Raw genomic sequence first — 12,671 nt, forward strand, 5'->3', positions numbered from 1 at the left:
GGAACACGATTATGGCCCGCATGAAGTTCCTTCTCGACTCCGACCGCTGCATCGAGTGCAACGCCTGCGTCACGGCGTGCAAGAACGAGAACGAGGTGCCCTGGGGCATCAACCGCCGGCGCGTCGTCACGCTGAACGACGGCAAGCCGGGCGAACGGTCCGTCTCGATGGCCTGCATGCACTGCACGGACGCGCCCTGCGCGGCCGTGTGCCCGGTGTCCTGCTTCTACACGACCGCGGATGCGATCGTGCTCCACGACAAGGACCTGTGCATCGGCTGCGGCTACTGCTTCTACGCCTGCCCCTTCGGTGCGCCGCAGTATCCGCGCATCGGCAACTTCGGCAGCCGCGGCAAGATGGACAAGTGCACCTACTGCGCCGGCGGCCCGCAGGCCGACAACTCCGAGGCCGAGTTCATCCAGTACGGCGCCAACCGCATCGCGGAAGGCAAGCTGCCGCTCTGCGCGGAGATGTGCTCGACCAAGGCGCTGCTCGCCGGCGACGGCGAGGTGATCGCCCAGATCTACCGCGAGCGCGTGCAGCGGCGCGGCTACGGCGCCGGCGCCTGGGGCTGGCGCACCGCGTATCGCGAAACCGTGGCGATCTGAGAAGGAGCGAAGAGATGAAGATCCGCATCCTCGCCCTGTTCGCCGTACTGATGATGGGCGCGGCGCTGCCGGCCTTCGCGCAGGGCACCGCGCGCGAACCGTCGGTCGCCGACGAGATGGCGATCCAGTCCCTGCTGACCGGGAACCCGGTGCATGGGCGCATCACCATCCCCGATCAGCGCGCGGCGAACCTGATCCAGCCGCAGGGCCGCGAATGGCGTGAGTTCCACAACGTGACGCTCGCCTGGGTCGGCGGCATCGCGGTCGTGGGCATGCTCGCGATCCTCACCGTGTTCCGCATGGTGAGGGGCCGCATCCCGATCGAGGGCGGTCGGTCCGGCCGCACCATCCAGCGCTTCAATGTCTTCGAGCGCGGCAATCACTGGATGGTGGCGTCCTGCTTCATCATCCTGGCGCTGTCCGGGCTGAACCTGACCTTCGGCCGGCACGTGCTGCTGCCGCTGGTGGGGCCGGTCGCGTTCACCGAGATCAGCCATTGGGGGAAGATGGCCCACAACTTCCTGGCCTTCCCCTTCACGCTCGGCCTCGTCTTCATGCTGCTGCTCTGGATCAAGGACAACATCCCGAACGGCACGGACATCCGCTGGCTGAAGGCGGGTGGTGGCCTGGTGGGCCATGGCGAACCGGAAAGCGGTCGCTTCAACGCGGGGCAGAAGGGGATCTTCTGGATCACCGTGCTCGGCGGCGCCGCCGTCGCGGTGTCGGGCTACATGCTCGTCTTCCCCTTCTTCTTCACCGACATCCAGGGCATGCAGCTCAGCCACATCGTGCACAGCATCATCGCGGTGCTGATGATCGCGGTGATGGTGGCCCACATCTACATCGGCACGGTGGGGATGGACGGCGCGGTCGAGGCGATGACGACCGGCCAGGTCGACCTGAACTGGGCCAAGCAGCACCACAACCTGTGGGTCGAGGAGGAGATGGCGAAGGGCCGCGGCGCGGCGCCGCCGGCCTCGGCCAAGGCGGCCGGCGCCGATTGACCGCGCCCCCTTCGGGTCGCATGACAGGCGGGCGCACGGTTCAGGCCGTGCGCCCGTCGCATTTTCGGGGGATGCGCAAGTGACGCGGATCATCGGCCTCGCCGGCTGGAGCGGGGCAGGCAAGACCACGCTGATGGTGAAGCTGCTGCCGGCGCTGATCGGGGGCGGGCTCGCCGTCTCCACCCTCAAGCACGCGCATCACCGCTTCGACGTCGATACGCCGGGCAAGGATTCGTATGAGCACCGCCGCGCCGGCGCGCAGCAGGTGATGGTCGCCTCGGGCGCGCGCTGGGCGCTGATGACGGAACTCCGCACCGCGCGGGAGCCGACGCTGTGCGAGCTGCTCGCGCGTATGGACCCGGTCGACCTGGTGATCGTGGAAGGCTTCAAGCGCGACCTGCACCCCAAGATCGAGGTGCACCGCGCCGCGAACGACAAGCCCTGGATGCGGCCCGACATGCCCGGGATCGTCGCGGTCGCCTCGGACGTCGCGCCGCCCTACGACCTGCCGCGCGCGCATCTCGACGATGTCGCGGCGATCGCCGCCCTGGTGCTCGCCCATGCGGTGCCGGTCACGGACATCGCCTGGGCCGTGCGGCAGGAGGCCTGAATGGCGCAGCTCAGCGACGACTGCTTCGCCTTCGGTGGCGCGCTGATGTCGGTGGAGGAGGCGCAGGCCCTGATCGCCGAGCGCGTCCCGCCGGCCGTGGCCGCCGAGCAGGTGCCGCTCGCCGCCGCGCGCGGCCGCGTTCTCGCGTACGACCTGGTCGCCCCGATCCCATTGCCGCCCTTCTTCAATGCTGCGGTGGATGGCTGGGCCTTCCGCCATGACGACCTGGCCTACGGCGCGGAGACGCGCCTCGACGAAGTGGGGCGCGTCGCCGCCGGCCATGTGCCGGCGCGCCCGGTCGAGCAGGGCCAGGCCGTGCGGGTCTTCACCGGCGCACCCATGCCCTATGGGACCGACACCTGCGTCATGCAGGAGGATGTGCGCCACAGCGGCCGGTCGATCCTGGTGCCCGACGGCCTGAAGCGCGGCGCCAATGCCCGGCCCGCCGGCGAGGACGTCGCCCAGGGGGCCGTGGCGCTGACCGCCGGCCGCCTGCTCGGCCCGGCGGAGATCGGCCTCGCCGCAGCCCTCGGCCAGCGGACGCTCGCGGTCCGGCGGCGGCCGCGGATCGGCGTTTTTTCCACCGGGGACGAGCTCATGGAACCCGGTGCGCCGCTCGGCCCGGCGCGGACCTATGACAGCAATCGCTTCACGCTTCTGGCGCTCCTCGGGGGCCTGCCCTGCGAGGCGGTGGACCTCGGCATCCTGCCGGACGACCGCGAACACACCGCCAAGGCGCTGGCCGCCGCCGCCGACCATCATGACCTCCTGTTGACGAGCGGAGGGGTCTCGACCGGCGAGGAGGACCATGTCCGCGCGGCGATCGAGACGCAGGGGCGGCTGGTGTTCTGGCGGCTCGCGGTGAAGCCGGGCCGGCCGGCGGCGATGGGCGTGGTGGCGGGCACGCCGGTGGTCGGGCTGCCGGGCAATCCGGTGGCGGCGGTGGTGTGCTTCCTGCACCTGGCGCGGCCCTTGTTGATGCGCCTCGCGGGCGCTGCCGACCGGCCGCTGCCGCGCGTCGGCGCCGTGGCGGATTTCGCCTATCGCAAGAAGGCCGGGCGCCGCGAATACGTGCGTGTCACCCTCGCAACGCAGGACGGGCAGACCATGGCGCGGAAATTCCCGCGCGAGGGGGCGGGGCTGCTGTCCTCCCTGACGGAGTCCGACGGCTTCGCCGAGTTGCCCGAGGCCGTGACGGCGGTCGCGCCGGGCGACCGCCTCACGGTGCTGCCCTTCGCCGGCATTCTCTGAGTGCCGTCGACCACCTCGGGATTGCTGTTGTGCCTGTTGGGCCTGGTGCTGCTGCGACAGGACATCCGCAGCCTGTGGCGGCGGATGCGGTGGCGACGCGCACGAGCGACGGTGCTGTACCAGCCGACCTCCGCGGGGCCGGCCTGGCGGTTCGACTTCGTCCTGCCGGACGGCGCCCCGGTCAGCGTGCCGACGAACAGCCTGCGCGACGTGGCGCGGCGGGATGGGCCCGGGCCGGTGACGATCCTCTACGACCCGCGCGCGCCGTCACGGGACGTCGAGATCGTCGGCCGGCCGGGGCTCGGCGCGCTGGTCGGGCTGGGGCTCGTCGGTCTGGGGCTCGCGACCCTGGTCCGGTAGGTGCGCGTCAGATGCGCGCGCCACCCGTGGTGAAGGCGACCTGCACCGTCTCCTGGACCTTGGTGTCCAGCACATAGGCCGCGCCGACGGCGATGACGACCGCGATGACGATGCCGGAAATGATGGCCTTCATGACTGCGCTCCCTCAAGCGTTCAGACCTGTTCTATGGGGCGGCAGGGCCTGCTTGCAACAGCGGCAGCAGCGCCTCGGCGGCTGCGAGGTCCTCGGGCGCATTGGCGTTGAAGAAGGGATCGACGGGCCGGTCGGGCCAGTCGACGTGGGCGCAGCCGTGCCGCGCCGTCCAGCGGTCGATCTTGCGCTCGCCCCCGGTCAGCGCGGCGCGCAGGTCGGACCGCAGCGCGACGGGCCACAGGCCGACCGGTGGGTGCGTTTGGCCGCCCGACCGCGCGCAGGCCAGCGGCTGGCCGGTCTCGTCCCGCGCCGCATGAAGCCGGGCCACGAGATCCGCCGGGATGAAGGGGGAATCGCCGGGCACCGAGACGACCCAGGGCAGGTCAGGCCGGTGCTCCGCCGCCCAGTCGAGCGCGGCGAGGATGCCCGCCAGCGGACCGGGATGGTCCGGCAGCCCGTCCGGCACGACCGGCAGGCCGTAGCCTGCGAAGCGCGCCGGGTCGCCATTCGCGTTCACGATCACGCCCGCGACCTGCGGCGCGAGCCGGCCGAGCGCGTGGTCGAGCATCGGTTTCCCGCCGAGCACCCGCAGCGGCTTGTCGCCGCCGCCCATCCGTCGCGCCAGGCCGCCCGCGAGGATGACGCCGAGCGTGTCAGCCCTCATCGCCGGCCGCCATCGCCTCGGCGCTGTTCTTGCGCCAGTGCTTGGCACTCTCCTCCTCGACATAGGAGAGGTCGGCGTCGAAGACGATGCGGTCCTGTCCGGCGAGCGCGACGAAGCGCTTGCCCTTGCAGCGGCCGATCAGGGTCAGCCCGGCTTCGCGTGCGAGGTCCACGCCCCAGGCGGTGAAGCCCGAGCGCGAGACCAGGATCGGGATGCCCATGCGCACCGTCTTGATGACCATCTCCGAGGTGAGGCGGCCGGTGGTATAGAAGATCTTGTCCCCGCCGGTCTCGTCGTTGCGGAACATCCAGCCGGCGATCTTGTCCACCGCGTTGTGGCGGCCGACATCCTCCATGTAGACGACCGGCTGGTCCTGCCGGCACAGGGCGCAGCCATGGATCGCGCCGGCTTCCAGATACAAAGTCGGCAGCGTGTTGATCCGGTGCAGCAGGCGATAGAGCCACGACGTCCGCAGTTCCGCCTGCGGCAGTTGCACCTGCGCGAAGCCTTCCATCAGGTCGCCGAAGGCGGTGCCCTGGGCGCAGCCGGAGGTCAGCGTCTTCTTGCGCAGCTTCTGCTCGAAGTCGGTCCGCTCGGGCGTGCGCACCACCACGACGCCGAGGTCGTCGTCGTAGTCGACGCCCGTCACCACCGCATCGTGCCGCAGCATGCCCTGGTTGAGCAGGTAGCCGATGGCGAGGTCCTCGGGCCGGTCGAGGATCGTCATCATCGTCACGATCTCCTGCCCGTTCAGGTAGAGCGTGAGCGGACGTTCGACGGTGACGCTGGTCTCGACCGGCTTGCCGGCGTGGTCGATGCCGGTGACGCGGCGCGTCAGGCGCGGGTCGGACGGGTCGGGCTGGACGCGCAGCAGGTCGGACATGCCCCGGAGATGGGCGGGAAACGGCCGCGACGCAAGCGAGCGCCCCGGCCGGCTGCCGTGTGGCTGGCGGGCGATGCGACCGATGCCGGAATGACGGCGGAAGGAATGCCCATGGCCCGGGTCTACAGCGCCCGGGGCCGGCTGCCGGGCTGCGCCGCGCCTGGCTGGCCTCGCCCTGAGTGGATCTGGCGATGGCCGGTACAGTTGGGCGCGGCGGCCCGGGGCGGCGGATGTGCCGCTGCGGTTCGAGGTCTGGCCGCACCTGATCCATGCGTGGAGGCCGTGGTCGCCGCGGCTGGCGGATGGGCGCTGGCCCCGGCCGGGGCGTGCCGCCGCCGTGTCTAGGGCAGGTAGATCCCGCGCCCGGCGTAGTGCCGCGCGAAGGCCGCGACCGACAGGCGCGCATCGGCCTGCGAGGGAGGGGTGTCGCCCGAGGGATTGTGGAAGCGCAGCGCGCCGTCCGCGGTGCCGAAGACAAGCACCAGGTGGCCGCCGCGGGAGGGCGGTTCCACATCGCCCCGCCGCACCCAGGGATGGACCGAGGCCATGAACAGCCCGCCATCCGCGACAAGGGAGGCGATCTCCTCGGCCGGCACGTCGACGCGCACCTCGGCGGGCAGGCGTGGGACCTCGCGCAGCCAGGCGACGGCAGGCGCGTAGACCAGGCCGCGGGTGAAGCCGTCCGGCTGGACCACATAGCCGCCGCGCACCGTCAGGTCCCGCGCCAGGTCGAAGGCGCGCGGCGGCGTCAGGCCACGCGCGGCCACCGCCATCCGCAGGCAGGCGACGCCGCAGAGATGGTCCGCCCAGGTCTCGTATTCGGCCGCGCTGCCGGCACCGGAGCGGTGCCACAACGGGTCATCGGCGGCCTTCAGCGCGCCGGACAGGATCTGCGCGATCCTGTCGGCACTCTCCCATTGTCCAAACCAGGGTGGGATCACCGTGGGCCCTGCGCCCGGCCCCGCCGCCAGACGTCGTCGGGCGGGGACCAGTTCGCGGTGTCGCGCAGTTCCTTCGCGAGGCCCTCGGCCATGGCCTCGAAGATCGCCTTGCCCTTCTCGGCGGTGGCCGCGCGGGCATCGCCGCGCACGCCCGTCACCGGCGCGCGTTCGCTGAAGGACCAGAAGCGCGAGGAGACCTGCTGCCCGGCATCGAAGTTGCCCGGCGAGACGGAGTTCGCGATCTCCTCATGCCGCACCTGCGACGGGTCGAGGTGCAGCCAGATCGACGTCTCGCCCTCGCAGGCGTGGTGGATCGCCTTTTGCGCCGTCAGCGCCGCCGAGATCGCCGCCGGCGCGACCTTGGTGATGGTCGTCGTCAGCACGGGGATGCCGAATTCATGCGCGAGCTCGCGCGCGGAGACGGCCAGCGGATCGATGTTGCCGCCATGGCTGTTGAACAACATCACCTTCGAGAAGCCGTCCGCCAGCAGCGAGCGCACGATGCAGCGGAGCACGCCGGCGAAGGTCGCGTAGTCGAGGCTGATCGTGCCGCCGAAGGGGAAGTGGTGCTCGGACAGGCCGAGCCACATCGGCGGCGTCACCACCGCGGGCAGGTCGGCGCAGAGTTCCGCCGCGCGGACGCTGACGGAATGGCCAATGAAGGAATCGGTCCAGACCGGCAGGTGCGGGCCATGCTGCTCGAGGCTCGCGACCGGCACGACCACGACGGCGTCGCGTGCAGCGAGGGCGCGCAGTTCCGGGGCGGTCAGTCGTTCCCAACGCACTTCGGTCATCTCAGCCGCGCCCCATCGCATAGAATTCGTCGTTCGGCCGCAGGCTGGTCACGTTCGCGAGCCGGTTGGACATGCCGAAGAAGGCGGCGATCGCCGCGATGTCCCAGATCGCCTCGTCGTCGAAGCCGGCCTTGTGCAGCGCCTTGTGGTCGTCGTCGTTCACCTCGTTGGCGCGGTCGGTGACCTTCAGCGCGAATTCCAGCATCGCCTTCTGCTTGTCGGTGATGTCGGCCTTGCGCCAGTTCGCCGCGACCTGGTCGGCGATCAGCGGGTTCTTGGCGCGGATGCGCAGGATCGCGCCATGCGCCACCACGCAGTACTGGCACTGGTTCCGCGACGACACTGCGACGACGATCATCTCGCGTTCCGCCTTGGTTAGGCCTTCCGACTTGTCCATCAGCGTGTCGTGGTAGGCCATGAAGGCGCGGAACTCTTCCGGGCGATGCGCGAGCATCAGGAAGACGTTCGGGATGAAGCCCGACTTCTCCTGCACCGTGAGGATCCGCGTGCGGATGTCCTCGGGCAGGGTGTTGATGTCGGGGATCGGGGTGCGTGCGGCTGGCTTGTTCTTCATGGCGCGGACGATGGCGCCACGGGCGGGTGTCAGTCCAGCCCCAGCAGGCCGCGGGCGAAGTCGCGCGCCTCGAACGGCCTGAGATCCTCGGCCTTTTCGCCGACTCCCACCACATGCACGGGAAGGCCGAAATCCTGGGCCAGGGCGACGACGATGCCGCCCTTGGCAGAGCCGTCGAGCTTCGTCACCGCGAGGCCGGTCACGTCCACCATCTCCTTGAACACCTTGACCTGCTGGACGGCGTTCTGGCCGGTGGTGGCATCGAGCACGAGCAGCACGGAATGCGGCGCCGTCTCGTCCACGCGGCGGATGACGCGGATCACCTTCCGCAGTTCCTCCATCAGGGCGGATTTGTTGTGCAGCCGGCCGGCGGTGTCGACCAGCAGCACGTCGAGGCCTTCCTGCTTCGCCGTGGTGAGCGCGTCGAAGGCGAGGCCCGCGGCGTCGGCGCCCGGCTTGGCGGGCGGGAAGAAGCGCGCGCCGGTGCGATCGGCCCAGACCTGCAACTGCTCGACGGCGGCGGCGCGGAAGGTGTCGCCGGCGACGAAGCCGGCCTTCAGCCCCTGGTCGCGGTACTGCTTGCCGAGCTTCGCGATGGTCGTCGTCTTGCCGGTGCCGTTCACGCCGACGACCAGCACGACATGCGGCGCGCGGGCGGTGTCCAGCGTCATGGGCTGCGCGACCGGCGCCAGGATGGCGGCGATCTCCTCGGCGAGCGTCGCCTTCACCTCCTCGTCGCTGACTTCCTTGCCGAAGCGGGTGCGGCGGAAGCCCTCGACGATGCGGCGCGAGGCCGCGACGCCGAGGTCGGCGGCGATCAGCGTCTCCTCGAGCTCCTCGAGCGCCGCATCATCCAGCTTCCGCTTCGTGAAGAGGCCGGTGACGCTGTCCGTGAGTTTCGCCGTGGAGCGCGCCAGGCCGGCCTTGAGGCGGGAGAACCAGCCGCCCTTGGCGGGTGCCGGATCCTCGGCGGGCGGATCGGCGGCAAGCGCGGTGGGTGGTGGGATTTCGACCGGGATGGGCTCGGGCGTGGGTTCGGGGACCGAGGGCGGGGTCTCGGCCGGGCCGGGCTCGGGCGTCTCGGGGCCCGTGGGCGGCGCCTCGGGCGGGCCGGGGATCGGCAGTTCGGGCGGCCGGGGCTGTTCCTCGGGCTCCGCGCCCCGGAAGCGGCTGAACAGGTTCTTCAGCATCAGGCGGCCTCCGCCAGCAGGGCATCGCCGGTCGCGGCGGTCACGCGCAGGCGGCGGATCTCGCCCGGCGTCGCGGCGCCGCTGGCGAGACGGAGCGGCGCGAACTGCTCGGTGTGGCCGCGATCGGCATGTTCGAAAAGCACGGTTTCCTCCCGCCCGATCCGCGCGGCGAACAGGCGCGCGGCGGCCTTGGCGCCGGCCTCGCGCAGCCGGGCGGCGCGTTCCTTGCGCAGTGGCACCGGCAACTGCGGCATGCGCGCGGCGGGCGTGTCAGGACGTTCGGAATAGGGGAAGACGTGCAGGAAGCTCAGGCCGCACTCCTCGACCAAGGCGAGGGTGTCGGCGAAGTGGTCCTCGGTCTCGGTCGGGAAGCCGGCGATGAGGTCGGCGCCGAAGACCATGTCGGGGCGCAGGCGGCGGGCGCGGTCGGCCAGCGCGATGGCATCGGCGCGCAGATGGCGCCGCTTCATGCGCTTCAGGATCAGGTCGGCGCCGTGCTGCAGCGACAGGTGCAGATGCGGCATCAGCCGCGGTTCCTCGGCGATCAGGCGCCAGAGGTCCTCGTCCACCTCGACCGGATCAAGGGACGACAGCCGCAGACGCGGCAGTTCCGGCACCAGCGCCAGCAGCCGCCGGACCATCTGCCCCAGGCTCGGCCGGCCCGGCAGGTCCGGGCCGTAGGAGGTGATGTCGACGCCGGTCAGCACGACCTCCCGGTAGCCGGCCTGGACCAGCGCGCGCACCTGCTCGACCACGGCGCCGATCGGCACCGATCGGGACGGCCCGCGGCCGAAGGGGATGACGCAGAAGGTGCAGCGGTGGTCGCAGCCCTGCTGGACCTGCACGAAGGCCCGCGCGCGGCCGGCGAATTCGGTGACCAGATGCGCCGCCGTCTCAGTCGCCGCCATGATGTCGGTGACGGGCGCCGGCGGCGCGTCGAGCCCCGCCCAGGTCTCGGGCTTCAACTTGTCGGCATTGCCGATGACGCGCTCGACGCCGGGGATCGCGGACCACTTCTCGGGCGCGATCTGGGCGGCGCAGCCGGTGACGATGATGCGCGCGCCGGGATTGTCGCGATGCGCGCGGCGGATGGCCTGGCGCGCCTGGCGCTCGGCCTCGGCAGTGACGGCGCAGGTGTTGACCACGATGGCGCTGTCGTGCCCGGCCTTGGTGGCCAGGTCGCGCATCGCCTCGGATTCATAGGTGTTGAGGCGGCAGCCGAAGGTCAGGACCTCGACGGTCATGATCCGTAGGCGCCCAGGTCCAGCGTGCCGGTGAAGGCGGTGGCCACCGGGCCGGTCATCAGCACGTGGCCATCGCTCTCGCGCCATTCCATGACGAGGTCGCCGCCCGGCATGGTGACGGTGGCGCGCCGGCCGGTCAGGCCGCGGCGCGCCGCATTGACGATCGCCGCGCAGGCGCCTGACCCGCAGGCCAGCGTCAGCCCCGCGCCGCGTTCCCAGATCACCAGTCGCATCCGGTCCGGCGCCAGCACCTGGGCGAAGCCGATATTGGCGCGGTCGGGGAAGATCGGGTCGTGCTCGAGCCGCGGGCCGATCTCGGTCACCGGGATGGCGTCGAGGTCGTCGACGAAGAAGGTCGCGTGGGGATTGCCCATGGAGCACGCCGCAGGGTCGGACACGGGCCCGAACGCGAGGGGCAGGTGGAGCGTGTCGGCCTTGTAGGCGAGCGGCACGTCGTCCCAACGCAGGCGCGCGGGCCCCATGTCGGCGCGCCAGAGTCCGCCGGGCAGGCGCTCCACCGGCAGGTCGCCGGCAATCGTCCGGACGACCACCCTGTCGGCGCCGCGCTCCTCGGCCACCAGGGCGGCGATGCAGCGCGTGGCGTTGCCGCAGGCCCCGGCCTCGGACCCGTCGGGGTTGCGGATGCGCATGAAGACGTCGGCGCCCGCGGGCGGCGGTTCCATGACGATGAACTGGTCGCAGCCGATGCCGAAATGCCGGTCCGCGATGGCGGCCGCGCGGGCGGGCGTCACCGGCAGCGCGCCGGCGCGCGCATCCAGCACGACGAAGTCGTTGCCCAGGCCGTGCATCTTGCGGAACGGGATCATCCTGATCCGCATATAGAGCGGCGGCGGCCCCGCCGGAACCCGCGGATGCTGCGGGTCAGCCGCCCATCAGCCGGTCGATCTCCGCCTGGGCCAGGTCGGGGGCTTCCGGATCGGCGACGGTCGGCGCGGCACCGCGGACCTCGACCTGCGCGGCGGCCGGCGCGACCGCGCCGGGGACCAGGCCCTCGAGCATCGTCTCGACCTGCTGGAGCTGGCGGATGGCGCGGCGGATGCGCTGGCCCGTCAGATCCTGGAAGGAACAGGCCTGGAAGATGGCGTTCACCCGTTCGGTCAGGGCGGCGATCGCCTCCGGCTCCCGCGCGCCGTGGTCGAGCCAGGCCTGGATGGCCTCCGCCGCTTCGAGGATGGTGTCGGCGGCGGCCTCGGTCGCCTGGACCACGGCTTCCAGCTCGATCCCGGAATTGCGCGCCCCGGTCGCGGGGATGGCGATCAGCCGGGCGATCTGGGCATGGACCTCGGCGATGCGGGCGGTGATCGCTTCCTCCCCCATGCCCATGAGCTGCACGGAGGAGGCGATCTCGGCGCTGAGTTCGGCGATCCGGCGGTCGACGAAGCCCCGCAGGGCCGCGAAATGGGGCGCGAGGGCCTGGTCGAGCGCATCGGCGGGCAGGGCGAGGTCGTGGGGCAAGGGCAGGCCTTCGGTGCCGGCGGGAGAGCGGCGCCATCATCGCCCTGCGGGGGTGAAGGCCCGGTTTCCATGCCGCGGGCCCGCGCCCCTTGCCCCGGCCCCCGCCCCCCGCTATACGCCCGCCTCCCGCGTCGTGGCCCCATGGACATGCCCGGCCGGGAACACGCGTCCCCGTCGCATGGTGTGATGGTCCCGGGCGCGCCGACCCCGAATAGGAGGGCCAAATGTCCAAGATGAAGACGAAGTCGAGCGTGAAGAAGCGCTTCCGACTGACCGCCACGGGCAAGGTCAAGGCCGGCGCCGGCAACAAGCGCCACATGCTGACGGCCAAGACCAACAAGATGAAGCGCCAGAATCGCGGCATGTACGTCCTGGACAAGCAGGACGGCGATACCGTGAAGCAGTGGCTGCCCTACGGGCTGGACCGGTAAGGAAGGGGACGCACCATGGCTCGTGTAAAGCGCGGCGTCACCAAGCACGCCCGTCACAAGAAGGTTCTCAAGCTCGCCGAGGGCTATGTCGGCCGGTCCTCGACCGCCTACCGCCCCGCGCTCGAGCGCGTCGAGAAGGCGCTGCAGTACGCCTATCGCGACCGCCGCAACAAGAAGCGGGAGTTCCGTGGCCTCTGGATCCAGCGCATCAACGCCGCGGTCCGTGAGCATGGGCTGACCTATTCCCGCTTCATCGCCGGCATCAAGGCCGCGGGGATCGAGATGGACCGCAAGGTGATGGCGGCGCTCGCCTTTGACGAACCGGCGGCCTTCGCGGCGCTGGTCGAGCAGGCGAAGGCGAAGCTGGCCTGATGGTGCGCGCGCCCTTCGGGCGCGCGCCTCAGACGCCGGGCGGCGGCCATCCGGCCGCCTTGGCTTCGCGGCTCTAGCCGCGGGCCGCGTTCGCGGCCTCGGCCCGCCGATAGGCGAGCCGCAGGTTCGGCGAAGC

At 71.3% G+C, this 12,671-nt stretch carries 17 protein-coding genes; 7 read left to right on the forward strand and 10 right to left on the reverse strand.

The window, feature by feature from the left end; genetic code table 11:
- Positions 1-11 precede the first annotated feature (11 nt).
- The 5 genes from fdh3B (at position 12) to GWK16_RS17870 (ending at position 3,833) form a co-directional block, all read left to right on the forward strand.
- Positions 12-608 carry a formate dehydrogenase FDH3 subunit beta gene (gene fdh3B / locus GWK16_RS17850; protein WP_168040525.1) on the forward strand — a complete coding sequence of 199 codons (597 nt, stop codon included), beginning with the start codon at positions 12-14 and terminating at the stop codon, positions 606-608.
- A gap of 14 nt (positions 609-622) precedes the next feature.
- Positions 623-1,612: a formate dehydrogenase subunit gamma gene (locus GWK16_RS17855; protein ID WP_170055329.1), complete on the forward strand. Its 990-nt coding sequence runs from the start codon at positions 623-625 to the stop codon at positions 1,610-1,612.
- A gap of 79 nt (positions 1,613-1,691) precedes the next feature.
- Positions 1,692-2,222 (forward strand): molybdopterin-guanine dinucleotide biosynthesis protein B, encoded by a 531-nt coding sequence (mobB, locus tag GWK16_RS17860; RefSeq protein WP_338144504.1) that lies wholly within the window; start codon positions 1,692-1,694, stop codon positions 2,220-2,222.
- Positions 2,223-3,473, forward strand: a complete 1,251-nt coding sequence (locus tag GWK16_RS17865) for a molybdopterin molybdotransferase MoeA (RefSeq protein WP_170055330.1) — start codon at positions 2,223-2,225, stop codon at positions 3,471-3,473.
- Complete coding sequence (locus GWK16_RS17870; protein WP_170055331.1) at positions 3,474-3,833, forward strand: DUF3592 domain-containing protein; 360 nt, start codon at positions 3,474-3,476, stop codon at positions 3,831-3,833.
- Positions 3,834-3,840: 7 nt separating this feature from the next.
- Here GWK16_RS17870 and GWK16_RS25615 read toward each other — a convergent pair whose 3' ends face one another.
- From GWK16_RS25615 to GWK16_RS17915, 10 genes are all read right to left on the reverse strand, one after another.
- Positions 3,841-3,966 carry a hypothetical protein gene (locus tag GWK16_RS25615; protein ID WP_277613645.1) on the reverse strand — a complete coding sequence of 42 codons (126 nt, stop codon included), beginning with the start codon at positions 3,964-3,966 and terminating at the stop codon, positions 3,841-3,843.
- A 31-nt stretch (positions 3,967-3,997) separates the two neighbouring features.
- The gene (gene mobA, locus GWK16_RS17875; RefSeq protein ID WP_170055332.1) at positions 3,998-4,630 is read right to left on the reverse strand and encodes a molybdenum cofactor guanylyltransferase MobA; all 633 of its coding nucleotides are present in this window, start codon (positions 4,628-4,630) and stop codon (positions 3,998-4,000) included.
- The gene (gene fdhD / locus GWK16_RS17880) at positions 4,620-5,513 is read right to left on the reverse strand and encodes a formate dehydrogenase accessory sulfurtransferase FdhD (protein ID WP_170055333.1); all 894 of its coding nucleotides are present in this window, start codon (positions 5,511-5,513) and stop codon (positions 4,620-4,622) included. The genes mobA and fdhD overlap by 11 nt, the downstream gene beginning before the upstream one ends.
- A 341-nt stretch (positions 5,514-5,854) precedes the next feature.
- Entirely contained in the window at positions 5,855-6,454 is a 600-nt protein-coding gene (locus tag GWK16_RS17885) for a hypothetical protein (RefSeq protein WP_170055334.1), read from the reverse strand.
- Positions 6,451-7,248, reverse strand: coding sequence for a creatininase family protein (locus GWK16_RS17890; RefSeq protein ID WP_170055335.1), 798 nt, complete (start codon positions 7,246-7,248; stop codon positions 6,451-6,453). Before GWK16_RS17890 ends, GWK16_RS17885 begins: the two co-directional genes overlap by 4 nt.
- Position 7,249: 1 nt before the next feature.
- A complete protein-coding gene (locus GWK16_RS17895) occupies positions 7,250-7,822 on the reverse strand; it encodes a peroxidase-related enzyme (RefSeq protein ID WP_170055336.1) in 573 nt (190 codons plus the stop codon).
- 29 nt (positions 7,823-7,851) lie between these two features.
- The gene (gene ftsY, locus GWK16_RS17900; protein ID WP_338144506.1) at positions 7,852-8,739 is read right to left on the reverse strand and encodes a signal recognition particle-docking protein FtsY; all 888 of its coding nucleotides are present in this window, start codon (positions 8,737-8,739) and stop codon (positions 7,852-7,854) included.
- Between the two features lie 272 nt (positions 8,740-9,011).
- Positions 9,012-10,256 carry a tRNA (N(6)-L-threonylcarbamoyladenosine(37)-C(2))-methylthiotransferase MtaB gene (mtaB, locus tag GWK16_RS17905; RefSeq protein WP_170055338.1) on the reverse strand — a complete coding sequence of 415 codons (1,245 nt, stop codon included), beginning with the start codon at positions 10,254-10,256 and terminating at the stop codon, positions 9,012-9,014.
- Complete coding sequence (gene dapF / locus GWK16_RS17910; RefSeq protein WP_170055339.1) at positions 10,253-11,083, reverse strand: diaminopimelate epimerase; 831 nt, start codon at positions 11,081-11,083, stop codon at positions 10,253-10,255. The genes mtaB and dapF overlap by 4 nt, the downstream gene beginning before the upstream one ends.
- Positions 11,084-11,138: 55 nt before the next feature.
- A complete protein-coding gene (locus tag GWK16_RS17915) occupies positions 11,139-11,732 on the reverse strand; it encodes a protein phosphatase CheZ (RefSeq protein WP_248291450.1) in 594 nt (197 codons plus the stop codon).
- Positions 11,733-11,956: 224 nt separating this feature from the next.
- Here GWK16_RS17915 and rpmI point away from each other — a divergent pair, with 224 nt between their 5' ends.
- Positions 11,957-12,163 (forward strand): 50S ribosomal protein L35, encoded by a 207-nt coding sequence (rpmI, locus tag GWK16_RS17920; RefSeq protein ID WP_168040549.1) that lies wholly within the window; start codon positions 11,957-11,959, stop codon positions 12,161-12,163.
- Between the two features lie 15 nt (positions 12,164-12,178).
- A complete protein-coding gene (gene rplT / locus GWK16_RS17925; RefSeq protein WP_168040551.1) occupies positions 12,179-12,535 on the forward strand; it encodes a 50S ribosomal protein L20 in 357 nt (118 codons plus the stop codon).
- The last annotated feature ends 136 nt before the right edge of the window (positions 12,536-12,671 follow it).

This window comes from Neoroseomonas marina, from assembly GCF_012927745.1.
GTDB lineage: Bacteria > Pseudomonadota > Alphaproteobacteria > Acetobacterales > Acetobacteraceae > Neoroseomonas > Neoroseomonas marina.